The organism is Micromonospora sp. DT15 (assembly GCF_049841475.1).
GTDB lineage: Bacteria > Actinomycetota > Actinomycetes > Mycobacteriales > Micromonosporaceae > Micromonospora.
On sequence record NZ_JBNCKJ010000005.1, the window covers coordinates 284,334 to 307,571 of the forward strand.

The window sequence follows — 23,238 nt, forward strand, 5'->3', positions numbered from 1 at the left end:
TCGTTCCTGTGGGCTGCCAGGTCATTACCGAACGCTGACGTTGTTGGCGACCGGGCGAGATGATCGCGCACACTGGGCCGATGAGCACCACGTCACGGCGGTACGCCGCGTTGGCCGGAATAACCGCCGCCGCCGTCGCGATCGGGATCGCCGAACCGGTCGCGGTGTTGACCGGCCCCCGGTCGGCGCCCCTGGTCGCGGTCGGCGGGGTCGTCGTCGACGCCGTCCCCGAATCGCTGAAGCAACTCGCCATCGACCTCTTCGGCACCGCCGACAAGATCGCGCTGCTGGTCGGCACGGCCGTGTTGCTGGGAGGCTTCGCCGCCGTCTTCGGCGTACTGGCGGTCCGCCGACTGGCGTTCGGCCTGGCCGGCATCGCCGCGTTCGGCGCCATCGGCGTGGCAGCCGCGTTGACCCGCTCCGGTGCTGACCTCGCCGACGCGCTGCCATCCCTGGTCGGCGCCGGTCTCGGTGCCCTGGTGCTCTGGCTGTTCATCGGCGGACCGTTCGAGCTGGACCCCTGGTCCTGGTCACCACCCACGCCGCCCGCTGGTCCGGTGTCGCAGGCTGGTCCGGTGTCGTCCGCTGGTCCCGGGTCGCAGGCTGGCCCGGGGTTGTCTGCGGGTCTCGGGGCGGGGGCTGGTTCGGGGTCGGGGTCGCCCGGAGAGTCGGTGCCGGTGTCCCCGGCAGGGCCGGTGCCGGTGACCCCCGCCGGGCCGACGACGGCGGTCGAAGCGGTCGGGCCTGCCGAAGTGGACCCGGAGTCGCGGCGACGGTTCCTCACCGGCAGCGGAGTGCTACTAGGCACGGCCGTGGTGGCCGGCCTCGGTGGGCGGTGGCTGGCAGGGCGGCGCGGCGTGTCCGCAGCCCGCGACGCGATCCGCCTGCCCGCGCCGGTCGCCCCCGCACCGGCCGTACCGGTGGGCGCGGACCTCTCACTGACGCAGCTCGCGCCATACGTCACCCCGAACTTCGGGTTCTACCGGATCGACACCGCGCTGGTGGTGCCCCAGGTCGACCCGGACACCTGGCGGCTGCGGATCCACGGACGGGTCGGCAGGGAACGCACCTACAGCTACGCGGATCTGCTGGCCCGACCACTGGTCGAGCGGTATGTCACGTTGGCCTGCGTCTCCAACGAGGTGGGCGGGGACCTGATCGGCAATGCCCTGTGGCTCGGCGTACCCCTGCGGGAACTGCTGGACGAGGTCGAGCCGGACGACGACGCCGACCAGGTCGTCGGCAGGTCGGTCGACGGCTGGACCTGCGGCACCCCCACCGCCGCGCTGCGCGACGGACGGGACGCGCTGCTGGCCGTCGGGATGAACGGCGAGCCACTGCCGGTCGAGCACGGCTTCCCGGTCCGAGTGGTGGTGCCGGGCCTCTACGGCTACGTGTCGGCCTGCAAATGGGTGACCGAACTGGAGCTGACCCGGTTCGCCGACTTCGACGCGTACTGGGTGCCGCGCGGCTGGTCCCCCCAGGGGCCGATCAAGACCCAGTCCCGGATCGACACGCCCAGGGGACGTAACCGGCTGACCGCCGGCCCGGTGACCGTCGCCGGGGTGGCCTGGGCGCAGCACCGGGGCATCCGCCGAGTCGAGGTACGCGTCGACGACGGCCCGTGGCAGGAAGCCGCGCTGGCCCCCACCGTGTCGGTGGACACCTGGGTGCAATGGTCCTGGCGCTGGGACGCCACACCTGGCGAGCACCGACTCCAGGTCCGCGCGACCGACGCGACAGGCGAAACCCAGACCGAACGTACGCAGGACGTCGTCCCGGATGGTGCCACCGGCTGGCACACGGTCACCGTCACCGTCCGCTGATCCCGGCACGACGTCGCCCGCGCGGGTGCGCCACCGAATCGGCGGGCTGTGTTGGCGGCGTGTGCTGTGCGGTCGGCGGGCTGCGTCCGTGTTCTGGCCTGCGGGTTGGTGGGCTGTGTCTGCGGCCTGCACTGCGCGTCGGTGGCTGTGTCTGCGGTCTGGCCTGCGGGTCGGTGGCTGTGTCCGCGGCCTGGCCTACGGGTCGGCGGGCTGTGTCTGCGGCCTGCGCTGCGCGTCGGTGGCTGTGTCCGCGGCTGCCTGCCGGCTCCCGAGACTGCCCATGGGCCGGCGGGCCCGCCGACTGACCGGTCATACCCGGAAGCGCGTGCAGATCTTGGACAGTTTCCGTCAGCACGGAACGGAAAGTGTCCAAGATCTGCGGGGCCAAGTCGGTTGGTCGACGCCAGTTGTCTCCGTGGGGCCAGTTCGGCACTCTCCGGCCCCGGCCCCTGACCGGGCTTCCTCAGCCGCCTGCGGCGGCTTCCTCAGAGGCAGCGGCCTGCGGCCGGCGCTCCTGGCGGCTGCACCCATCGCCGGGGGCCGGTGGTTTGGGTATGGCGGTCAGCGTCAGCGTCAGCGTCAGCGGCCGCAGGGCGGTGGTCGGCGGCCGTGGGGTGGCGGTCGGCGATCGGTGACAGCAGGAAGGCCGCTGGCCGGCACCCCGGGTTGCGGGTGCCGGCCAGCGGTCGGTGTGGTGCTGTTCTGCGGTGGTGCGGGTCAGCTGTTCCAGTGCTGGGCGACCAGGTCGGTGGCCTGCTGCTCCCACTGGGCGTAGGCGTCCGGGTAAGCCGACACCTGCACCGTCTGCGCCGCGTCGGTCAGCGGCATGTCCTGCCACCCGTCAACCTGCTTGAGACCCTTCAGGAACGCCGTCGTGGAGTACTCGGGGTTGGTGATCTGCTCGGGTGTGCCCCAACCGCTGGTCGGGCGCTGCTGGAACAGGCCCAGCGAGTCGTGGTCATTCTTCTCGCCGAGGTGGCCCAGGTTCTCCAGCTTGGACTCCTGCAGGCTCGTCGCGATCGAGATGACCGCGGCCCGCTCGGGCAGACCGGCCTTCTTCGTGGCGGCGATGATCGCCTTCACGTTGGCGGTCTGCTCGTCGTTGAGGGCGATCCGGGACTGGTCGCCCTGCGGCTTCGGCGCCGACGACTGCACGGCCACCGCGACGGGCTTGGCGTCGACCGGGTTGGCGTGGGCGGCGATCGGACCGGCGAACACACCACCGGCGAACGCGAGACCAGCAACAGACAACATGCTCTTACGAATGATCGTGTTCATGGGGGTAGCTCCTTCGGGGGTAGAACACCCACACCGTCAAAGGGGGGACGGCGGTGAGGGTGTGAGCACCTCGTCCGGCGCTGCACTTCACAAAGGGGGAAAGTCTGGGGGGTGACGCCTGGTTGGGCGTCGGGGTCGGCGGCCTGGCGAGCGGGGGCTCGTGGCGCCGGGTCCATGTGTAACGACCGGGGGGCCGGGGTCATTCCGGGGTTGGCCCATCCATCGGCACCCTCATTGAGGCGGTGCTCGTTCGGTCGTTCGTGGGAACTGTAACGACCGGGCGGAGGTCGGCATTCCAACCTGCGCGACCTGCATCCCACACCCCTGAGGGTCAGGCGGCTGGTCGGTGGTGCTGCGATCGTCAGGGTGTGTAACGACCCCGGCCCAGCCATGATTCCGCCCCACGAGTGTGCCCCGTCACAGCACAGAGGTCGCATAACTCGCAGAAGCCCACGCCCCGCGTCAAGCCCCGAATGCCCCGGACCGGGCAAACCTCCCAGGCTGGCCGTCTCGGCTAGCCCTTTGGGCCGCGCACTCCGCTTGATCCACTCGGCATCGTCGAAAACGCGGTGTCCAGCTAGGCAGGATGCCCCGACATCAAGGAACCCGTGTTGATCAACACGGCCGTCACTCCGAACCCCTGCCGCAGCCGCGATGGCAGGGCGCAGGGGCAGGGCGGGACCCTGACCACGCGAAACCGCGGAAACCGCCTGAAACGCGCGAACCGCGCCTCCGGGACGGAGGCGCGGTTCGCGGATGTCGGGGACGTGTGCCGGGTCAGGCGACGTTGCGTTGGGCCGGGACGGTCGACTTGTGCGGGCGACCCAGGCGGGCCTCCAGTCGTGCGACGTCGACCCGAGCGTGCCGGCGGTCTGCCAGGTCCTCCCAGCCGACGGCGAGCAGTCGCAGGCGCTCCGACTCGCTGAAGCCGCCCCACACGCCGTACGGCTCTCGTACCGACAGGGCGTGAGCGGCGCACTCGGCGCGTACCGGGCAGGCGCGGCAGACCGACTTGGCAGTGGACTCGCGACGCAGCCGGGAAGAACCACGCTCACCGTCGGGGTGGAAGAACTGGGCGCTGTCGCGCCCTCGGCAGGCACCGAGTCGCTGCCAGTCCCAGAGATCGACGATGGGTCCGGGCAGTCTACGTACGTTCGACATCAGCACCCCTCCTCCCGCGCGGCTCCGCGAGAATCCTTATGGCCGGCATCCGGGCGGCGGGCCGCGCAGGCGCACCGTTCCCGGCCTGGATCTCCCGGTACCCGGGCTGTCGTCAACTCACACGTGTGTGATCGAAAACGTCCGAGAAATTGCGGCTTTTGCCCCATCTGTCGGAAAAGTTCGAAGGATTGCCGGGAACCCCCTCCCCAGCCGACCGCGTCATGGTCTGCTCGTTGGCGGAGAGGAGACCACAGTGCGTACCGTTCTTGTGTGCGTTCGGACACCACTCGCGGCCCAGCACCTTACTTCTGCTGCCGCGCGGCTGGGGTTGTCCGCGATCGTTCGTACCGCCGTCTCTGATCCCGAGGTGATGCTGCGGCTGGCCGAGCGACCGGCCGACGTGGTGCTGGCCGACACGGCCCTCACCCGGCCGGACAGCGCCGGCTTCGTCCGCCGGGTGTTGGCGCGTGCGCCGCAGGCGGCGGTGCTGCTGCTCGGCACCGAGGAGTCCGAGGCCGCGGCGGCCACCATCAGCGCCGGCGCCCGAGGGCTCATCCAGAATGTCGATCATGATCTGACCAGCGCGGTGGCGAAGGCGCTCCTGCTGCTCACCGCGCCTGGCCGAGCCTCCCGGCAGCGGATCACCGATCCGGCCCGCGACGCGGCGGCGGTGGGTGGTTCCGGCCGCTCCGGGCCGTCGCCGCGCGGTTCCGGCGAGCCCGGCTGGACGGCCACAGCAGCCGACGGGCCGGCCGGGGTGGCGTCGGTGCCGGTGCAGCGGGGCGACGACGAGGCGGAGGCGGGGACCGGCGAGTCGCCGGCGCAGACCGACCCGGGCCGTCCCGCCCCGAACGCCCGACCCAGTCGGGCGTCGATCGGCCTCACCGAGCGTGAGCTTCAGGTGCTGCTGGGCATGGCCGAGGGCAAGAGCAACGCGGAGATCGGCCGGGAACTGTTCGTCTCGGAGGACACCGTCAAGACGCACGCCCGCCGGCTGTTCCGCAAGCTTGGCGCCCGGGACCGGGCGCACGCGGTGGCGGCGGGCTTCCGCGCCGGTCTGGTGGCCTGACACCCGGGCAACGCCGCCGCACGGCACGCCGCGCAAAAGCGAGCACGCCGCACGGCACCCAATGCAGCCGGGGCACGCCGCGCAGTCGGGGCACGCCACGCGGCAGCGGAGCATCCGGCGGGTCGGCGGGCCGGCGGGAGGCAGCCCACGCGACAGCAGGGGTACGCCGCGCAGCCGCCCGGCGGGGCTACTTGGTGGCGGTCGGGGTGTCCGGCTCGTCCTCGGTGCCCTCGGACAGGGTGTCGTGCACCCCGTCCGCGTACCCCCGGGCGTAGTCCCAGGTCACGTAGTGGTCCGGGTCGGGGTCGTAGGCGGGTTCGTGCACCCGGGGCCGACCCGAGTTGAGCAGGTGCCGCAGGTTGCCGCGGAGCAGGTCCCAGTCGAAGTAGTGCGGTTCGCGACAGTCCTCGCATTCGATCACCAGCCCGCGAACCCCGATCGGGGCCAGCAGGGCCTGGTAGATCTCCAGGTCAGCGAGGTCTTCCAGCACATCCTGCCGCTCGACGTCGGTCAGTGGATCCGGCGTCGCGTCATCGCCCGGGTCATCCAGACCCGCAGTCGGATCGGCCGGGTCGCCGTTGAACGGGTCGATGGGCTCGTCGTGCACCCCCTCACCGTAGACCCAACGCGGCGCGAACGTCCGCCCCCCGGTCTCCGCGCCGGCCCGGCCTGCCACGGACGGGTCGCCCAGCTCACTGGGTACGATGAAGCGACGTGCCGGCTTCGTGGTGCGCTCCGGTGCCCGCCCGCGCCACCTCGCTGAAGCCCATCCGAGCAGCTCAGGGGAGCAATCGTGGAAAATTCGCCCAGCACCGATCTTCCGGCCGGCGGCGAGCACGCCGACCTGGGCGGCCACCTGCCCGAGCTGCCGGCCGGCTCCGCCCGGGTGGTTCCGCTCGGCCTCACCTTCGATGACGTGCTGCTTCAGCCGGGCGAGTCGGACGTGGTGCCCAGCCGTGTGAATACCCGGACGAAGCTCACCCGCAACATCGAGTTGTCCATTCCGCTGCTGTCCAGCGCGATGGACACGGTGACCGAGGCCCGGATGGCGATCGCCATGGCCCGCCAGGGCGGCATCGGCGTGTTGCACCGCAACCTCTCGCTGGAGGACCAGGCACACCAGGTCGACCTGGTGAAGCGCTCGGAGTCCGGCATGATCACCAACCCGGTGACCGCGAGCCCGGACGACACGCTGCGCGAGGTCGACGAGCTGTGCGGGCGTTACCGCATCTCCGGTGTTCCGGTGGTGGACGGCGACGGCCAGCTGGTCGGCATCGTCACCAACCGGGACATGCGTTTCGTCTCCGAGCCGAACACTCCGGTTCGCGAGATCATGACCCACACCCCGCTGGTCACCGCGCGGGTCGGGGTGAGCAAGGACGAGGCGCTGGCGCTGCTGCGTCAGCACAAGGTCGAGAAGCTGCCGATCGTCGACGACTCGGGCCGGCTGCGTGGCCTGATCACCGTCAAGGACTTCACCAAGAGCGAGCAGTACCCGGACGCCAGCAAGGACGACGCCGGCCGGCTGCGGGTCGCCGCCGCCATCGGTGTGGGCGAGGACGCGTACAAGCGGGCCCGTGCACTTGTCGACGCGGGCGTCGACGTGCTGATCGTGGACACCGCGCACGGTCACCAGCGGGCCGTGCTGGACATGGTCCGCCGGCTGAAGGCCGACGTGACGGTTGACATCATGGGCGGCAACGTGGCCACGTACGCGGGTGCGAAGGCGCTTGTCGACGCCGGCGCCGACGGCGTCAAGGTGGGCGTGGGGCCGGGCGCGATCTGCACCACCCGCATCGTCGCCGGGGTCGGCGTGCCGCAGGTGACCGCGATCATGGAGGCGGCCCGGGCCGCCCGCCCGGCCGGTGTGCCGGTGATCGGCGACGGCGGCATCCAGTATTCCGGCGACATCGCCAAGGCCCTGGTGGCCGGCGCGGACACGGTGATGCTCGGCAGCCTGCTGGCCGGTTGCGAGGAGAGCCCCGGCGAGCTGATCTTCGTCAACGGTAAGCAGTTCAAGACGTACCGCGGGATGGGGTCGCTCGGCGCGATGCAGTCCCGGGGTCAGGCCAAGTCGTACAGCAAGGACCGTTACTTCCAGCAGGACGTGCTCAGCGACGACAAGCTGGTTCCCGAGGGCGTGGAGGGCCAGGTGCCCTACCGGGGGCCGCTGTCCCGGGTCGCCCACCAGCTGGTCGGCGGGCTGCGGCTGGCGATGGGGTACGCCGGTGCGGAGAACATCCCCGATCTGCACCGCCGGGGCCAGCTCATCCGGATCACCGCGGCTGGTCTGAAGGAGAGCCACCCGCACGACATCCAGATGACCGTCGAGGCGCCCAACTACCACACCCGCTGATCCAACACCCCCAACCACCTGGAGTCCCCCATGCGTGACGTGGTCGAGATCGGGCTGGGCAAGACCGCGCAGCGCGGCTACCACCTGGACGACATCGCCATCGTGCCGAGCCGCCGTACCCGGGACGTCGACGACGTCTCGACGTCGTGGCAGCTCGACGCGTACCCGTTCGGCATTCCGTGCGTCGGCCACCCCTCCGACGCCACCATGAGCCCGGCCTCCGCGGTGCGGCTCGGCCAGCTCGGCGGCCTCGGCGTGCTCAACGTCGAGGGGCTCTGGACCCGCTACGAGAACCCGACCAAGGTGCTGGACGAGCTGGCCGGCCTCGACGAGGAGGCCCGCGCCACCAAGCGGCTCCAGGAGGTGTACGCCGAGCCGATCCGCCCGGACCTGATCGCCGAGCGGGTTCGCGAGCTGCGCGCCGGTGGCGGCACCGTGGCGGTGCGGGTCTCCCCGCAGCACACCCTCGCGCTGGCGCCGGTGATCCTGGACGCCGGGGTGGACATCCTCGTCATCCAGGGCACCATCGTCTCGGCCGAGCACGTGTCGACCACTGATGAGCCGCTGAACCTCAAGGAGTTCATCGCCGACCTCGATCTGCCGGTGATCGTCGGTGGCTGCACGGACTACAAGACGGCGCTGCACCTGATGCGTACCGGCGCGGCCGGCGTGATCGTGGGCATCGGTGGCGACGAGTGGTCGACCACCGAGTCGGTGCTGGGCATCCGGGTGCCGATGGCCACCGCGATCGCCGATGCCGCGGCGGCCCGCCGCGACTACCTGGACGAGACCGGCGGCCGGTACGTGCACCTGATCGCCGACGGTGACATCCAGACCTCGGGCGACATCGCCAAGGCGCTCGGCTGCGGCGCGGACGCGGTGATGCTCGGTGAGCCGCTGTCGCTCTGCGACGAGGCCCCTGCCGGTGGTGCCTGGTGGCACTCGGCGGCGAGTCACCCGTCGCTGCCCCGGGGTGCCTTCGAGGTTTCCGGTGAGCCGCTCGGGTCGATGGAGCAGTTGCTCTTCGGGCCGGCGGACGAGGCCGACGGGCAGCTCAACCTGTTCGGTGGGCTGCGTCGGGCGATGGCCAAGTGCGGTTACCGCGACCTGAAGGAGTTCCAGAAGGTCGGCCTGGTCCTCGACCGCTGACCCGTCCAAGACCACGAACGAAGGCCGGCCCGCGCACGGGCCGGCCTTCGTCGCGTTCAGCGGGGAGTCACTTCTCCACGTAGATCGTCAGGTCGGACATGTTGCGGTAGCTGGTCGCCGCGAAGTCGAGCGACTGGCCCTTGTTGTCCGCGCCGCCGGGGGCGGTGTCCATCTCCCAGTTGGCGTGGTGGAAGTTGCGCTCGCCGATGGTCTGGAAGAACTGCTGGAAGTTGAGGTCGCCGTCGCCCAGCGGGGTCATCTGGTACCCGTTGGGCGCGCTGGTGTCCCGGTCGCCGTCCTTGGCGTGGAAGAGCGGGAACCGGGTGGTCCGGTCGGCCACGGTGAGGATCGGGTCGAACAGGTCGGTCACCTCCTGGCCGGCCGGGTTGACGTACTTCTGGTGCTTGTAACGGGCCACGTAGGCCCAGTAGATGTCCAGCTCGAAGAAGACGTACCTCGGGTCGGTGATCTCGAAGAAGTACTCCAGTCGGCGGATGCCGGAGGACCGGGTCTGCCGGCCCTGCTCGTCGCGTGGGCCCCGGTCGATCAGGAAGTTGTACGCGGCGTCGTGGTTGTGCGTGTAGAGCCGCATGCCCCGGGCCTTGGCCTGCCGGCCCAGCTCGTTCCAGATGTCCGCGGCGGCGTCCCACTCTGCCTTGTACGCGCTGCTGGTCGGGTCGCTGCCGGTGCCGATGTTCTTCATGCCGAGTTCCTCGGCGATGTCCAGCTGTTGCTGGAAGGTGGCCGGCTGGATCGAGGCGTGGGTGCCGTTGGCCACCAGGCCGTTGTCGTCGAGGATCTTGCGAATCTCGGCGGGGGTGATCTGCCGGCCCAGGATCTCGGTGCTCTGGGTGTAGCCGGCGAACTCGATCTCCTTGTAGCCGATCTCGGCGAGTCGGGCGAGGACGCGCTCGAAGCCGTACGGCACCCCGCTGTCGTCGGGCGCGGCGGTGATCCGGTCGCGGACGCTGTACAGGATGATGCCGCGGTTGCGGGCCGGGATCAGCGGCTCCACCCGTAGCTTGCTCGCCTTGCCGGGGTTGGCGAGCGCGGGGGTGCCGGTGGCGAGGACGGGTAGGCCGGCCGCGCCGATCGCGGCGGCGGCGCCGGCGGAGGCGGCGAGCAGGGATCGGCGGCTGAGCCGGCCGGTGGGGGTGGCGTCGGGGGCGGTGTGGTCTGGCATGGTTCCACCTTTCGCGACGGTGGTCGGAGACAGACACTAACGTCGGTCTAAGTCGAAAGATAGGTTCGATCGACGGCAGCTTTTGTTTGATTCAACGAAAGTTACTGATGATCGTCGATACCGGCCGCGCGGCCCGCGATGCTGACTACGCTCGTCCTGACCGCACCGCGCAGGAGGCGAGAGGCGCAGGAGGCCGCAACGCCGCAGGAGGAGTGGGCATGGTCCGGACCGGACGCAGACTGCGCATCGCCGCGCTGACCTGCGCGATCGGGCTGGCTGTCACCGGTTGTACCGGCGACGACCGCGACGGCTTCCGGCCCGGTGCCGCCGACGTCAGCGACCCGTACGTGCCGGGGCACGGCAACGGCGGTTACGACGTCGGGCACTACGGCCTCGACGTGCGCTACGACCCGTCGACCGACCGGCTGACCGGTCGAGCCGTCATCACGGCCACCGCCACCCAGGACCTGTCCCGGTTCAACCTGGATCTGGTCGGCCTGGAGGTCCGCGCGGTCAGCGTGGGTGACGTGGCGGCTGAGCACCGGCGCGACGACGGCGAGTTGGTGGTGACACCCCGCGACGGACTGCCGCGCGGCCGGCAGTTCACAGTGACTGTCGAGTACGCGGGCGTCCCCACGGCCGTCGACGACGGGGCGTTGGGCAGCGGGGGTTTCCTGCACACCGCCGACGGCGCGGTGGCGCTCGGCCAACCCGACTCGGCCGCCACCTGGTTCCCGGTCAACGACCACCCGTCGGACAAGGCCACCTACGACCTGGCGGTGACCGTTCCGGACGGCCTGGCCGCGCTGAGCAACGGCGTACCCGGGCCGAAGAGCAGCGCCGACGGTTGGACCACCTGGCGCTGGTCGGAGCGCGCCCCGATGGCCAGCTATCTCAGCACGCTCGTGATCGGCGACTACCGGGTGGTGACCGGCACGCACGCGGGTCGGCCGATGGTCACGGCGGTGGCCGCGAGCCTGCCGGAGACCGGCGGCGCGGCCACCTCGCTGGCCCGCACCGGCGCGATCGTCGACTTCCTGGCCAGCCGCTTCGGCCCGTACCCGTTCGACTCGTACGGGGGGATCGTGATCGCCGACGACCGGATCGGGTACGCGCTGGAGACCCAGTCCCGGCCGGTCTACGGGCCTGGCTTCTTCGCGGACGACAAGCCGAACCCGGGCGTCGTCGCGCACGAACTGGCGCACCAGTGGTTCGGCGACAGCGTGTCGCTGACCAGGTGGAGCGACATCTGGCTCAACGAGGGCTTCGCCAGCTACGCCGAGTGGTTGTGGGAGGAGCACGACGGCGGCCGGACCGCCCAGCGCAACTTTGAGATCCAGTACGCGGCGACCGACTGGACGCAGCCGTCGGTCGAGCCGGGCCGGGAGCAGATGTTCGGCACTGCCGTCTACAAGCGCGGGGCGCTCGCCGTGCACGCGTTGCGCCGTACCGTCGGTGACGACCTCTTCTTCCGCATCCTGCGTACCTGGACCACCGAGCGGGCGGCGGGCAACGCGACCACGGCGGACCTCGTCGCGCTGGCCGAGCGGGTCGCCGGGAGGCAACTGCGTCCGCTCTTCGACGCCTGGTTGGTGGGCGGGTCGGCTCCCACACTGCCGTGATCCGGCCCCGCCGCCCGGTCGATATGCTGCCGCCTGCGAACGGCGGGTAGGCGCCCGTTCGCGCGGAACTGCGGAGGCCGTGACCGGCCACCGTGCGGAAAGGGTGTGGGATGCGCGGGACGCGGCACAGACTGCGAGTGGCTGCCGGCCTGCTGGTGACCGGTGCGCTCGCACTGTCCGGATGCGACTCGGCGGGCCCGGAGGCGGCCCCGTCACCGAACGCGTCCCCCACTCCGGCGCGGACGTTCGCCGCGGGCGCCGACGGGGTCGGTGACGCCTACTTCCCGACCTACGGCAACGGCGGCTACGACGTCGGGCGGTACACGGTGAAGGTGCGCTACGACCCGGCCAAGGACCAGTTGACGGGTACGACAACGGTGCGGGCCACCGCGACCACCGACCTGTCGTCGTTCAACCTCGACCTGGCCGGCCTGACCGTCAGCGCGGTCACTGTGGACGGCGCACCGGCGACCCACAGCCGCAAGCGGAACGAGCTGGTGATCAAGCCGGCTTCCGGGCTGATCAACGGCAACGGGTTCGTCGCCGAGGTCACCTACGCGGGCAAGCCGAAGCCGCTGAAGAACGAGGCGCTCGGTGACGGTGGCTTCCTGCACACCGCCGACGGTGCCATCGCGCTGGGTCAGCCCGAGTCGGCCAGCACCTGGTTCCCGGTCAACGACCACCCGTCGGACAAGGCGGCCTACGACTTCGAGGTCACCGTTCCGGACGGCCTCACCGCGATCAGCAACGGCGTTCCCGGCGGGAAGACCAGCACGGGCGGTTGGACCACCTGGAAGTGGTCGGAGAAGTCGCCGATGGCCAGCTATCTGAGCACGCTGGTGATCGGCAAGTTCCGGATCACCACCGGTGAGCACAAGGGCCGCCCGGTCTACAACGCGGTCACCACCACCGAGCCCAAGGGGAACGCGGACGCGTCGATAGCGCAGACCGTCGCGGTGGCTGACTACCTGGAGAGTGTGTTCGGGCCGTACCCGTTCGACGCGTACGGCGGTGTGGTGATCTCCGACAGCCGGATCTCGTACGCCCTGGAGACGCAGAGCCGACCGGTGTACGCGGCGAGCTTCTTCCGGCAGGGCGAGAACACCGAGGTCGTCGCGCACGAGCTGGCCCACCAGTGGTTCGGCGACAGCGTCGCGTTGGCCAGGTGGGAGGACATCTGGCTCAACGAGGGCTTCGCGACGTACGCGGAGTGGCTCTGGGCCGAGCACACCGAGGCGTACACCGCCAAGGAGGCGTTCGACAACCGGTACGCCAGCATGTCCGCGCGGGTGTGGCAGACACCGCCGGGCAAGCCGGGCGCGGAGAAGCTGTTCAGCGAGTCGGTGTACCAGCGCGGCGGCATGACACTGCACGCCCTGCGGGTGGCCGTCGGCGACAAGGCGTTCTTCGAGATCATCAAGACCTGGGCGGCGGAGAAGCGCGACGGCACCGCCACCACTGCCGAGTTCGTGGCCCTGGCCGAGCGGATCTCCGGCAAGCAGCTCGACGCGCTCTTCGACGCCTGGCTCTACGGCACGAAGAAGCCCGCCCAGCCCAAGCGGCTCTGAGCTGCGGTCAGTTCTTCACGACAAGTTTGGGGTGGGCGGCCAGGTAGGCGTCGGCGCGGCCGGCGCGGAGTTCGGTGAGGAAATTCCGGCCCTCGGTGGTGAGCTGTTCACCCCGGTAGGCGCTGCCCTTGCCGACGCCGGAACCGGGTAGCCCGACCAGCGTGAAACGGTTCTCCGGCAGGCCACTGAGGGCGTACGCGATGTCGACGATCCGGCGTCCGCCCACGTAGACGAGCGTGTCGCCCAGCGCGGAGACCACCTGGTCGACGCGCTCGGGTTGCTTGGCCAGGCCCTCGTCCAGGATCTTGCGGGTCATCGCCCGGATCAGCTGCTGCTGGTGGCGCTGCCGGGCGTAGTCACCGCCGGTGATGTAGCGCTGCCGCGCGTAGTCCAGCGCCTGCCAGCCGTTGAGGTGCATCTCGCCCTTCTCGTAGACCTGCTGCGGCCCCTTGTAGCCGCCTGGCGCGCTCTCCCGGTACTTGCCGTCCGGTCGGCGGTGCAGCGACTCGACCCGCTGGTCGATGTAGATGTCCACCCCACCCAGGGCGTTGACCAGCCGGTCGAACCCGTTGAAGGTGAGCACCGCGCCGGCGTCGATGCGCAGCCCGGTGTAGCCGCTGACAGTGCTGCGCAGCAGCTCGTACCCCTGGGCAGTGCTGGGTTGTTTGGGTTTGCCCGGCACCCGGCTGCCGAAGCTCATGGCGTGCGTGAGTTTGGTCTTGCCGCCCTTGTAGCCGGCCTTCGGGAACGCCGGGATGTCCACCAGCAGGTCGCGGGGGAGCGAGAAGAGGTACGCACGATTCAACCCCTTGGGTACGTGCAGCACCAGCACGGCGTCCGAGTGCGGCTCCCATCCGGGCACGCTGACCCGGGTGTCCACACCGACCAGCAGCAGGTTGAGCGGGCCGGTGATGTCCGCGCCCGGCGGTGGGCCGCTGGGGCTCGGGGTCGGCGTGCCGACGGGTGACGGGGTCGGTGAGCCGGCCACCGGAGCGCCGCCCGGCTTGTTGTCGCCGGTCAGACGGGTGATCACCACGGTGCCGGCCGCGATCAGCGCGACGACGGCGAGGGCCGCCAACCCCAGCAGCAGCCACCGTCGGCGCGGCGCCATCGACCCGAGAACCATCCTGGATTCCTCCCACCCGTCTGGTGAACAACGCTCCGACGGGTGCTCCGGGTTGCGGCCGGGAGGCGCCGGGTCGGTCGGCCGGAGCATGATCGCGCAAAAACGGGCGCTGGCGCGAGCGCTACTGGCGAGTAATGATGCACCCATGCGGTACGACGTGCTCGTCATCGGGTCCGGCTTCGGTGGCAGCGTCACCGCGCTCAGACTGGCCGAGAAGGGCTACTCGGTCGCGGTGCTGGAAGCCGGCCGCCGCTTCGCCGACGACGAGTTCCCGCAGACGTCCTGGCGGCTCCGCCGGTTCCTCTGGGCACCGAAGCTGGGTTGCTACGGCATCCAACGGCTCACCCTGCTCCGCCCGGCCGGTCGACGATCCGGCGGTGGGGTGCTGGTGCTCTCCGGCGCCGGGGTGGGCGGCGGTTCGCTGGTCTACGCGAACACCCTCTACGAACCGCTGCCGGCCTTCTACGACGACCCGCAGTGGCGGGACATCACGGACTGGCGCGACGAGTTGGCCCACCACTACGACCAGGCGAAACGAATGCTCGGCGTCACCACGTACCCGGTGGACACCGGCGCGGACCGCGCCATGCGCGCGGTGGCCGAGCGGATGGGGGTGGGGCACACCTTCCACGCCACCCCGGTGGGCGTGCACATCGGCCGGCCCGGCCAGCGGATCGCCGACCCGTACTTCGGCGGTGCCGGCCCGGAACGCACCGGCTGCCTGCACTGCGGTTCGTGCATGACCGGCTGCCGGCACGGGGCGAAGAACACCCTCGTCAAGAACTACCTCTGGCTCGCCGAACGGCTCGGGGTCACGGTCCGTCAGTTGACCACGGTGACCGCCGTCCGGCCCGCCGACGGCGGCGGGTACGAGGTGCACACCGAACGCACCGGCGCCTGGCTGCGCAAGGCTCGACAGGTCATCCACGCCGATCAGGTGGTCTTCGCCGCCGGGGCGCTCGGCACCCAGCGGCTGCTGCACGGGATGCGGGCCGACGGTGCGCTACCCGGGCTTTCGGCCCGCCTCGGCGAGCTGACCCGGACCAACTCGGAGGCGATCCTCGGCGCCTCGGTGCCACGCCAACGGGCCCGGTCCGAGCGGTTGGACTACACCGAGGGGGTGGCCATCACCAGCTCGTTCCACCCCGACCCGCAGACACACATCGAGCCGGTCCGCTACGGGCGGGGCTCCAACGCGATGGGGCTGCTCCAGTCGCTGCTGGTCGACGGCGGCCCGCACCGGGTCCGCCGCTGGCTGGGCAGCATCGTGCGGCAGCCCCGGTTGGCGGCGCGGATGCTGTCGGTACGCGGCTGGTCGGAACGGACGGTGATCGCCCTGGTCATGCAGTCCGTGGACAACTCGCTGACCACCCGGTGGCGGCGTGGCCCGCTCGGCAGCAGGTTGGTCACCGGCCCGGGCCACGGCGCGCCCAGCCCCACCTGGATCCCCGCTGGCAACACCGCCGCCCGAATGCTCGCCGACGAGATCGGCGGCACCCCCGGCGGCTCCCTCACCGAACCGTTCGACATCCCGATGACCGCGCACATCCTGGGCGGGGCGGTCATCGGCGCCACCCCGGCCGACGGGGTGATCGACCCCTGGCACCGGGTGTACGGGCACGTCGGGCTGCACGTGGTCGACGGCGCGGCCGTCTCGGCCAACCTGGGCGTGAACCCGTCCCTGACGATCACCGCACAGGCGGAACGGGCGATGTCCTTCTGGCCCAACAAGGGCGACGAGGATTTCCGCCCACCGCTCGGCTCCCCGTACCGCCGCCTCGCACCCGTACCCCCGCAAAACCCGGCGGTCCCGCCGAACGCCCCGGGCGCGCTGCGACAGTGACCCGCCGCCACCTCCGCGATCTTGCACTTTCGGATGTCGTTACGTGGCATTCGTGGCCTTTGTCGGGACAGAAAGTGCAAGATCGCCGGGAGAGTGGATTGCCGGCGAGCCGGTGCCGGCAGCGGCCGTGACTGTCGGTAGGCTTCGTGCACATGAGCCTGCCTCGCCCAGTCCTCGTGGTGGACTTCGGAGCCCAGTACGCCCAGCTCATCGCCCGCCGGGTCCGTGAGGCGAAGGTCTACTCCGAGATCGTGCCGCACTCGATGCCGATCGCCGAGATGCTGGCGAAGAACCCGGCCGCGATCATCCTGTCCGGCGGCCCGTCCAGCGTCTACGCCCCGGACGCGCCGCAGATCGACGCGGGCGTGTTCAGCGCCGACGTGCCGGTCTTCGGCATCTGCTACGGCTTCCAGGCGATGGCCCAGGCGCTCGGCGGCACCGTCACCAGGACCGGCAACCGTGAGTACGGGGGCACCCCGCTGCGCCCCCGCCTCCTCGACCCCGGTGTGCTGCTGCGTGACCTGCCGGCGGACCTGCCGGTCTGGATGAGCCACGGCGACTGCGTCACCGAGGCGCCCGAGGGCTTCACGGTGACCGCCGAGTCGGCGGGCGCGCCGGTCGCCGCCTTCGAGGACCTGGCCGGTCGACGGGCCGGCGTGCAGTTCCACCCGGAGGTCGGCCACACCGCGCACGGCCAGGAGATGCTGACCCGCTTCCTCTACGACATCGCCGGCATCGAGCCGACCTGGACTCCCGAGAACATCATCGACGAGCAGGTCGCCCGGATCCGCGCCCAGATCGGCGACAAGGAGGTCATCTGCGGCCTCTCCGGCGGAGTCGACTCGGCGGTCGCCGCGGCGCTCGTGCACAAGGCCGTCGGTGACCAGCTCACCTGCGTCTTCGTCGATCACGGCCTGCTGCGCGCCGGCGAGGCCGAGCAGGTCGAGAAGGACTACGTCAGTGCCACCGGCATCAAGCTGAAGGTGGTCGACGCCACCGACCGGTTCCTCGGCGCGCTCGCCGGGGTGACCGACCCGGAGCAGAAGCGCAAGATCATCGGTCGGGAGTTCATCCGGGTCTTCGAGGCCGCGGCCCGCGAGATCGCCGCACACGGCGACGTCGAGTTCCTCGTCCAGGGCACCCTCTACCCCGACGTGGTGGAGTCCGGCGGCGGCACCGGCACTGCCAACATCAAGAGCCACCACAACGTGGGCGGCCTCCCGGAAGACCTGAAGTTTGCGCTGGTCGAGCCGCTGCGCACCCTGTTCAAGGACGAGGTCCGCACGCTCGGCCTCCAGTTGGGCCTGCCCGAGGCGATGGTCTGGCGGCACCCGTTCCCCGGCCCCGGTCTGGCCATCCGGATCATCGGCGCGGTCGACCAGGAGCGGCTCGACCTGCTCCGCCAGGCCGACCTGATCGCCCGCGAGGAGCTGACCGCCGCCGGCCTCGACCGGGGTGTCTGGCAGTTCCCCGTGGTGCTGCTCGCCGACGTGCGCAGCGTCGGTGTACAGGGAGACGGGCGCAGCTACGGGCACCCCGTGGTGCTGCGCCCGGTCTCCAGCGAGGACGCGATGACCGCCGACTGGTCCCGGCTGCCCTACGACATCGTGGCCCGGATCTCCACCCGGATCACCAACGAGGTCGCCGAGGTCAACCGGGTGGTCCTGGACGTCACCAGCAAGCCGCCGGGCACCATCGAGTGGGAGTGAGCGCCGCTCAGGCCGCCGTCGGCGGGCTGGACGGGGTCGTCGGCGGGCTGGACGGCGTCGTCGGCGGGTAGAGCGGGGTCGTCGGCGGGTAGGGCGGCGTCGAGGCGTACCCCTGCGGTGGTCCGCCGGGCGCGGGCCCGGCGGTGGGCGGCGGGCCGTTCTGCGGCGCGACGCCCGCGGCGTGCGGCCAAGCCGGCGCGCCGCTGGGCTCCTCCGGCATCAGGAACCACATGATCGGGTACGCGAACAGCGCGAGCCCGCCGGTGAGCAGTCCGGTGACCGCGAAGATCACCCGGACCAGTGTGGGATCGACGGCGAAGTAGCGGCCGACGCCGCTGGCCACCCCGGCGACCATGCGGTCGGTGGTGGGTCGCCGGAGCTGCTTGTACGGGGCGTGGGGAGCGGTGGTCGATGTCATACCCCCACAGTCCGCGCTGGCGCCCGGCCCGCCCTCGGTGACCGCCCGGATCCTTACCCTGACCAATCCCTGACCGGGGCCAGATAGTCAGGAATCCGACTCTTTTCCGTTCCGGTAACCCGGCCCGGGGAGAATTTGCTCCCGTGACCACCTTGCTCAAGCCGCTCCGCAGGATCGCGGCATACGCAGTTTGTGCTGATTCAAGCGGCCGAGTCCTGCTGGTCCGCGCATCGGAGCGCTCCGGCACCCCCGGCACGTGGTCGCTGCCCGGAGGGGCGGTCGACCACGGCGAAGACCCGAACCACACGGTCGTCCGCGAGACCGCCGCCGAAACCGGCCTCTCCGTCGCCGTGTCCGGCCTGGCCGACGTGCTCGCCGACATGCGGGCACTTCCCGACCGCGGCATCACCATCCACACCGACCGGCTGATCTACCGGGTTGCCGTGCGCGGTGGCACCCTTGCCGACCGGGTCGGCGAGCGCCCCACCGACCTGGCCCGGTGGTACACCCTCGACGAGGCGCGCGAGCTGCCGCTGCGCTCGTTCACCGCACGCGCCCTCGGGCTGCCCGCCTCCTCGGCCGACGTGGTGCCCGACGAGGCACCCGAGTTTCCCTCCTTCTACGCCGTGCCCGGCCCCGACGGGCTGCACCGGGCCCAGCGCTTCGCCGCGTACGCGGTCTGCACCGACCCCGCCGGCCGAGTGCTGCTCACCCGCATCTCCGACGGCTACCCCGGCGCCGGCTGCTGGCACCTACCCGGAGGCGGCACCGACTACGGCGAACAGCCCGGCGCGGCACTCATCCGGGAGCTGATCGAGGAAACCGGCCAGGCCGGCCGCCTCGTCGAGCTGCTCGGTGTCGCGAGTCACCGCGACGCCGCCTCACTCGGCCCCGAGGGTTACCCGATCGACTGGCACGGCGTACGCGCCTTCTACCGGGTCGTCGTCGACCAGCCCAACCCGCTGACCGTGGCCGACGTGGGCGGCTCCACCTGCGAGGCCCGCTGGTTCGGCCGCGAGGAGTTGGGCGCCCTCCCCACCGACCGCCTCACCGAGGTGACCGCCGAAGCAGTCCAGGCCGCCCAACTCACCTGACCCCGACCCCGAGGGGTCGTCCGGCTTCGGTAGGTCCATGCCCAGCCTGTGATCCACTCGGGTTTCTTGAAAACGCGGTATCCCGGGCGCTGGAATGCCGCGCCTTCCGTGAACCCGAGTGGATCACCGTCAATCTCGGGCTTCCCGTGCACTACCGCGCATTGATCATGAAGTTATCGTCGGAACGCGAGTTGGACGACGGTAACTTGATGATCAACAGTTGTGGGTGCGGAAGCGGGGGCGAGCGAAGGTGCAATTCGCGCGGCGAGTCGGGGCTTATGGACTTTTGCGGGACGCGGGCCGGGTCCTGGTGGTTCGGGACGGGGTGGAGGGCGAGTTTCCCGGGGTCTGGCGGTTGCCCGGCGGTGCCGTCAGGCATGCCGAGGACCCGGAGCGCGCCGTGATCCGCCAAGTCGACGAGCAGGTCGGGTTGACGGTTGCGGTGACGCGACTACTCGCGGTGGTTGCCGATGTGGCCACCTCTTCGGAGGACAAGGCTTCGCTGCACACCGACCGGCTGCTGTTCGACCTCAGCACGCCCCACGACGCGCTGCCTCACGGCGCGGAGCGTGAGAGTGCGCGGCCCGAGGGCGGGTCGCGCGGCGCCGGGGCTGGTCTGGTCGATCAGGCTTCCTGGCTTCCGCTGGCGGAGGTGGCGCAGTTGCCGCTGACCCCGTTCACCGCCGAGGCGCTCGGCCTGCCAGTCTCCCCACTCCCGCCGGCAGCGCACCGGTCGCGGGACCTGTTGCCGCCGCAGCACCCCGACCGTCGGCTGCGCTTCGGGGCGTACGGGCTGGTCACCGACCCCGCTGGGCGGATCCTGCTCACTCAGATCGCGGAGGGCTACCCGGGAGCCGGTCTGTGGCACCTGCCTGGCGGGGGCACCGATCACGGCGAGCAGCCGACCACCGGGTTGCTACGGGAGTTGGTCGAGGAGGGTGGGCAGGTGGGCCGGGTCGTGGAGCTTCTCGGCGTCAACAATCTGCACAATCCCGCCGCGCTGGGCCCGGAGGGTCGACCTCTGGACTGGCATGGCGTACGGGTGATCTATCGGGTGCTGGTGGACGTACCTACCGACGCGGTGGTCACCGAGTCCGCCGGGGGGTCGACGGCGCGGGCGGGGTGGTTCACCCGCGAGGAGGCGACTGACCTGCCGTTGAGCGACATCGCTGCCGCGGCAATCGGACAGAGTGGTCGATAGCACACCGCTCGACGAGCCGAGTTGGTGACCCTCCGGTACAGTCAAAGGCGGGAATGATGGAGGAAAAGGGCGATGAGGCCCGGGATGGGAACACACGAGCGGTTCGAGCGGTTTAAGCCAGATACAAGTACCGCCGGCAGCTATCGCCAAGCCATGTTCCCCTATGCGATGGTGTACTCCGCAAAACGGCTGCCGGGCCATGCAAGGTCCGGCACGAGACAGCCGGACACCCGCCACTTGGCGGTCAGCAGATCCGGTGATGGAGGAAACGTGCCGAGAGCCCCATGGCGCCGGCGTCGTACTACTGACAGTCCGCGCCCCGCAGGGCGTCGCTGGGCGGGCCGGTTGCGCCGCAGCAGCACGTTCGCCCGCCAGGTGCTGTTGGTCCGGGTCGGCCGCCGCGACGGCGACCTGCACCCGACCGACCTGGCCCCGACCGAGCACCGGTACGCCGATCGGCAGCGCCGCCGCTACGGCCTGGACCGGCTCAGCCGGCCGACACTGGGCGTGGACCCGACACTGGGCCTGGACCGAGCCGACGTCGAGGCGGTCATGCCGGTCAGCCCGGCGATGCCACCGATGACGCAGACCGACGAGGCCCACACGATCCCGCTGCTTCCCGGCGAGCGCACCATGGCGCGCCGGATGAAGTTCGGCCTGGTCAACGCCTGCACGCTGGCCAGCCTGATGCTCGGCATGCTGGCCATCTTCCTGGCCATGCAGGGCGAGGTGCGCATGGCGGCGCTCTGCCTGATCGCGTGCGTCGGCTTCGACGGTCTGGACGGCGCGCTGGCCCGACGGCTCGGGGTGGCGAGCCCGTTCGGCGCGCAGATGGACTCACTGGCCGACATGTGCTCGTTCGGTCTCGCCGCGCCGGTAGTGGTCTACGCCTCGCTCGCCGGTTCCGTCTCCACGGCGGCGGCGGCGGTGGCGTGCGCCCTGGTCGCGGCGTGCGCCGCGATCCGACTGGCCCGCTTCAACGTCTCGCCGAAGGACGGCAGGTTCTTCTGCGGGGTGCCCACCACCATGGCGGCCGCGGTCCTCGCCGTGACAGTGGCGATCGGCCTGCCGGTGCCCGGTGCCGTGCTGGTCGCCGGTGTGGCGCTGCTGGCCTTCGCGATGGTGTCGAGCTTCCCGTACGCCAAGCTCGCCCGCCTGGTGAAGCTGCCGCCGTGGCTCTGGCTGGCCCCGGTGATCGGCGCGCTGGTCGACATCCGGCTCACGTTCGCCCTGATCGTGGTGGGCTACCTGGTCAGCGGGCCGGTTCTCTGGCTGCGGCAACGTCGTACCGCCTGATTCGAACAGACAGAACGGGGCGCCGCGGTCAGCGGCGCCCCGTTCTTCGTCTGCTGGTCAGCGCCAGCGGGCGATGACCGTGGACCCGCCGACCACCTTGTCGCCCGGCCCGACCAGCGGGTCGGCGGCCTCGGCGGGCAGGTAGACGTCGGTCCGGGAGCCGAACCGGATCAGCCCGAAGCGCTCGCCCTTGGCCAGCAGCGCGCCGATCGGCGCGCGCTGCACGATCCGGCGGGCGATCAGCCCGGTCCGCTGCGCGACCACCACGGTGCCGCGAGCGGTGTCCAGCACGGTGTACGCGGCGACGTTGTGCTCGGCGTCCGGCTTCATCGCGTTGACGAAGCCGCCGTCGGCGACGAAGTAGTCCACCACCTTGCCGGCGACCGGAGCGCGGTTGACGTGCACGTCCAGCACCGACAGGAAGACCGCGATCCGTAGCCACTCGCCGTCGCCGAAGCGCTCGTCGTGCAGCCGCTGCACCGACAGGACCTTCCCGTCCGCGCTGGCGACCACGGCGCTCGGGTCCTCCGGCACGTCCCGTTCGGGGTCCCGGAAGAACGCGGCGACCGGCCCGGCGGCCAGGGCCGGCAGCAGCCACAGCTTGGACGACGGGCGCGCCACCCGGGCCAGCGCCGCGAGGCCCAGCGCGATGCCCGCCGCCGCCACCCCGTTGGAGTCGATGTGCATGCCCCGGGTCACCGGCACGCTCGACGGCCGGTACGCGGGGGCCAGGCTGTCGGCAGCGGCCGGGCTGGCCGGGGTGAAGCGCAGTCGGTAGACCCGCACCGGTGGCGAGTTGCGCAACACCAGATCGGCACCGACGCCGTAGAGGGCGTCCTGTCGGGCCAGCTCGGCGGCGGCACCCTCGGTCCGTCCGGGGGTGGCGACGGTCGCCACGCTCAGCACCGCCCCGTCGGTCAGGTACTTGACCAATCCCTCGACGCCGCTGCGGGTGGCCTCGGCGGTGCCGGTGAACGCCTCAGCAGCGATGACGACCTCGGCGGCCTCGGCCTCGGCCAGCGAGTCGACGACGCTCACCCGGTCGGCCACCCAGCGACCCTGGGCTGTGACGTGCTCGCTGAGCGCGGCAGCGCCGAACGGCTCGGCGGGCACCACGGTGAGCCGGTCACCGGGGAGCAGCGCATCGACCGCCGCGGCCAGCACCGCGGAGTCCGGGGTCACCCCGACCAGCAGGGCGGCCTTGGGGTCGTTGATCCGGGCCAGCTCGGCGACGAGGGTACGGGCGGCTCGCTCGCCGATGCGGACCGGACCGGACCGGCCGGTGGTACGCACGGCGGGGGACTGGGTCATGTCGGGCGGGCTCCTGACGGGGGTAGAG

17 protein-coding genes and 1 pseudogene are annotated in these 23,238 nt (G+C 71.1%); 11 read left to right on the forward strand and 7 right to left on the reverse strand.

Features of this window, described 5'->3' with window-relative positions; all coding sequences use genetic code 11:
• Positions 1-80: 80 nt before the first annotated feature.
• A complete protein-coding gene (locus ACLQ3F_RS13820) occupies positions 81-1,826 on the forward strand; it encodes a molybdopterin-dependent oxidoreductase (RefSeq protein WP_425849040.1) in 1,746 nt (581 codons plus the stop codon).
• Positions 1,827-2,543: 717 nt separating this feature from the next.
• Here the strand turns inward: ACLQ3F_RS13820 and ACLQ3F_RS13825 are convergent.
• Both ACLQ3F_RS13825 and ACLQ3F_RS13830 read right to left on the reverse strand, forming a co-directional pair.
• Complete coding sequence (locus tag ACLQ3F_RS13825) at positions 2,544-3,104, reverse strand: hypothetical protein (RefSeq protein WP_425849043.1); 561 nt, start codon at positions 3,102-3,104, stop codon at positions 2,544-2,546.
• Between the two features lie 777 nt (positions 3,105-3,881).
• Entirely contained in the window at positions 3,882-4,265 is a 384-nt protein-coding gene (locus ACLQ3F_RS13830) for a WhiB family transcriptional regulator (RefSeq protein ID WP_355010075.1), read from the reverse strand.
• 253 nt (positions 4,266-4,518) lie between these two features.
• Between ACLQ3F_RS13830 and ACLQ3F_RS13835 the strand changes: the two genes are divergently transcribed.
• On the forward strand, positions 4,519-5,334 hold the full coding sequence (locus tag ACLQ3F_RS13835; protein WP_355010074.1) for a helix-turn-helix transcriptional regulator: 816 nt from the start codon (positions 4,519-4,521) through the stop codon (positions 5,332-5,334).
• A 187-nt stretch (positions 5,335-5,521) separates the two neighbouring features.
• On the opposite strand, the gene ACLQ3F_RS13840 is transcribed toward ACLQ3F_RS13835, so the two are convergent.
• Complete coding sequence (locus tag ACLQ3F_RS13840; RefSeq protein WP_355010073.1) at positions 5,522-5,941, reverse strand: DUF5319 domain-containing protein; 420 nt, start codon at positions 5,939-5,941, stop codon at positions 5,522-5,524.
• A 186-nt stretch (positions 5,942-6,127) separates the two neighbouring features.
• Here ACLQ3F_RS13840 and guaB point away from each other — a divergent pair, with 186 nt between their 5' ends.
• Together guaB and ACLQ3F_RS13850 are read left to right on the forward strand one after the other, a co-directional pair.
• Positions 6,128-7,690, forward strand: a complete 1,563-nt coding sequence (guaB, locus tag ACLQ3F_RS13845) for an IMP dehydrogenase (protein ID WP_357197765.1) — start codon at positions 6,128-6,130, stop codon at positions 7,688-7,690.
• A 30-nt stretch (positions 7,691-7,720) separates the two neighbouring features.
• Positions 7,721-8,839 carry a GuaB3 family IMP dehydrogenase-related protein gene (locus ACLQ3F_RS13850; RefSeq protein ID WP_091406427.1) on the forward strand — a complete coding sequence of 373 codons (1,119 nt, stop codon included), beginning with the start codon at positions 7,721-7,723 and terminating at the stop codon, positions 8,837-8,839.
• Positions 8,840-8,906: 67 nt separating this feature from the next.
• Here ACLQ3F_RS13850 and ACLQ3F_RS13855 read toward each other — a convergent pair whose 3' ends face one another.
• Positions 8,907-10,022: a sugar phosphate isomerase/epimerase family protein gene (locus ACLQ3F_RS13855; RefSeq protein WP_425849046.1), complete on the reverse strand. Its 1,116-nt coding sequence runs from the start codon at positions 10,020-10,022 to the stop codon at positions 8,907-8,909.
• 218 nt (positions 10,023-10,240) lie between these two features.
• On the opposite strand from ACLQ3F_RS13855, the gene ACLQ3F_RS13860 reads away from it, so the two are divergent.
• Positions 10,241-11,644 (forward strand): M1 family metallopeptidase, encoded by a 1,404-nt coding sequence (locus tag ACLQ3F_RS13860; RefSeq protein WP_425849047.1) that lies wholly within the window; start codon positions 10,241-10,243, stop codon positions 11,642-11,644.
• Positions 11,645-11,754: 110 nt separating this feature from the next.
• Complete coding sequence (locus ACLQ3F_RS13865) at positions 11,755-13,212, forward strand: M1 family metallopeptidase (RefSeq protein ID WP_425849050.1); 1,458 nt, start codon at positions 11,755-11,757, stop codon at positions 13,210-13,212.
• Between the two features lie 7 nt (positions 13,213-13,219).
• Here ACLQ3F_RS13865 and ACLQ3F_RS13870 read toward each other — a convergent pair whose 3' ends face one another.
• Positions 13,220-14,338 (reverse strand): LCP family protein, encoded by a 1,119-nt coding sequence (locus ACLQ3F_RS13870; RefSeq protein ID WP_425849053.1) that lies wholly within the window; start codon positions 14,336-14,338, stop codon positions 13,220-13,222.
• Positions 14,339-14,483: 145 nt separating this feature from the next.
• Here ACLQ3F_RS13870 and ACLQ3F_RS13875 point away from each other — a divergent pair, with 145 nt between their 5' ends.
• A complete protein-coding gene (locus tag ACLQ3F_RS13875) occupies positions 14,484-16,181 on the forward strand; it encodes an FAD-dependent oxidoreductase (RefSeq protein ID WP_425849056.1) in 1,698 nt (565 codons plus the stop codon).
• A gap of 152 nt (positions 16,182-16,333) precedes the next feature.
• A complete protein-coding gene (guaA, locus tag ACLQ3F_RS13880; RefSeq protein ID WP_355010065.1) occupies positions 16,334-17,890 on the forward strand; it encodes a glutamine-hydrolyzing GMP synthase in 1,557 nt (518 codons plus the stop codon).
• A 109-nt stretch (positions 17,891-17,999) separates the two neighbouring features.
• Here the strand turns inward: guaA and ACLQ3F_RS13885 are convergent.
• Positions 18,000-18,308, reverse strand: a pseudogene (locus tag ACLQ3F_RS13885) (PspC domain-containing protein); the annotation flags it as partial.
• Positions 18,309-18,451: 143 nt separating this feature from the next.
• Here ACLQ3F_RS13885 and ACLQ3F_RS13890 point away from each other — a divergent pair.
• The 3 genes from ACLQ3F_RS13890 (at position 18,452) to ACLQ3F_RS13900 (ending at position 21,899) form a co-directional block, all read left to right on the forward strand.
• Complete coding sequence (locus ACLQ3F_RS13890; protein ID WP_124856350.1) at positions 18,452-19,402, forward strand: NUDIX hydrolase; 951 nt, start codon at positions 18,452-18,454, stop codon at positions 19,400-19,402.
• A 250-nt stretch (positions 19,403-19,652) separates the two neighbouring features.
• Complete coding sequence (locus ACLQ3F_RS13895) at positions 19,653-20,603, forward strand: NUDIX hydrolase (protein WP_425849058.1); 951 nt, start codon at positions 19,653-19,655, stop codon at positions 20,601-20,603.
• Between the two features lie 345 nt (positions 20,604-20,948).
• The gene (locus tag ACLQ3F_RS13900; protein WP_425849061.1) at positions 20,949-21,899 is read left to right on the forward strand and encodes a CDP-alcohol phosphatidyltransferase family protein; all 951 of its coding nucleotides are present in this window, start codon (positions 20,949-20,951) and stop codon (positions 21,897-21,899) included.
• Positions 21,900-21,956: 57 nt separating this feature from the next.
• Here the strand turns inward: ACLQ3F_RS13900 and ACLQ3F_RS13905 are convergent, their stop codons facing one another.
• Positions 21,957-23,210 carry a phosphatidylserine decarboxylase gene (locus ACLQ3F_RS13905; RefSeq protein WP_357233141.1) on the reverse strand — a complete coding sequence of 418 codons (1,254 nt, stop codon included), beginning with the start codon at positions 23,208-23,210 and terminating at the stop codon, positions 21,957-21,959.
• Positions 23,211-23,238: the final 28 nt, after the last annotated feature.

Excerpts from the sequence above, each read along its gene's own strand:
- ACLQ3F_RS13860 (WP_425849047.1), top strand. The coding sequence starts at position 10,241 with ATGGTCCGGACCGGACGCAGACTGCGCATCGCCGCGCTGACCTGCGCG.
- ACLQ3F_RS13855 (WP_425849046.1), bottom strand. The coding sequence starts at position 10,022 with ATGCCAGACCACACCGCCCCCGACGCCACCCCCACCGGCCGGCTCAGC.
- ACLQ3F_RS13905 (WP_357233141.1), bottom strand. The coding sequence starts at position 23,210 with ATGACCCAGTCCCCCGCCGTGCGTACCACCGGCCGGTCCGGTCCGGTC.
- guaA (WP_355010065.1), top strand. The coding sequence starts at position 16,334 with ATGAGCCTGCCTCGCCCAGTCCTCGTGGTGGACTTCGGAGCCCAGTAC.
- ACLQ3F_RS13875 (WP_425849056.1), top strand. The coding sequence starts at position 14,484 with ATGCGGTACGACGTGCTCGTCATCGGGTCCGGCTTCGGTGGCAGCGTC.
- ACLQ3F_RS13825 (WP_425849043.1), bottom strand. The coding sequence starts at position 3,104 with ATGAACACGATCATTCGTAAGAGCATGTTGTCTGTTGCTGGTCTCGCG.
- ACLQ3F_RS13830 (WP_355010075.1), bottom strand. The coding sequence starts at position 4,265 with ATGTCGAACGTACGTAGACTGCCCGGACCCATCGTCGATCTCTGGGAC.
- ACLQ3F_RS13870 (WP_425849053.1), bottom strand. The coding sequence starts at position 14,338 with ATGGTTCTCGGGTCGATGGCGCCGCGCCGACGGTGGCTGCTGCTGGGG.
- ACLQ3F_RS13820 (WP_425849040.1), top strand. The coding sequence starts at position 81 with ATGAGCACCACGTCACGGCGGTACGCCGCGTTGGCCGGAATAACCGCC.
- ACLQ3F_RS13850 (WP_091406427.1), top strand. The coding sequence starts at position 7,721 with ATGCGTGACGTGGTCGAGATCGGGCTGGGCAAGACCGCGCAGCGCGGC.
- ACLQ3F_RS13865 (WP_425849050.1), top strand. The coding sequence starts at position 11,755 with ATGCGCGGGACGCGGCACAGACTGCGAGTGGCTGCCGGCCTGCTGGTG.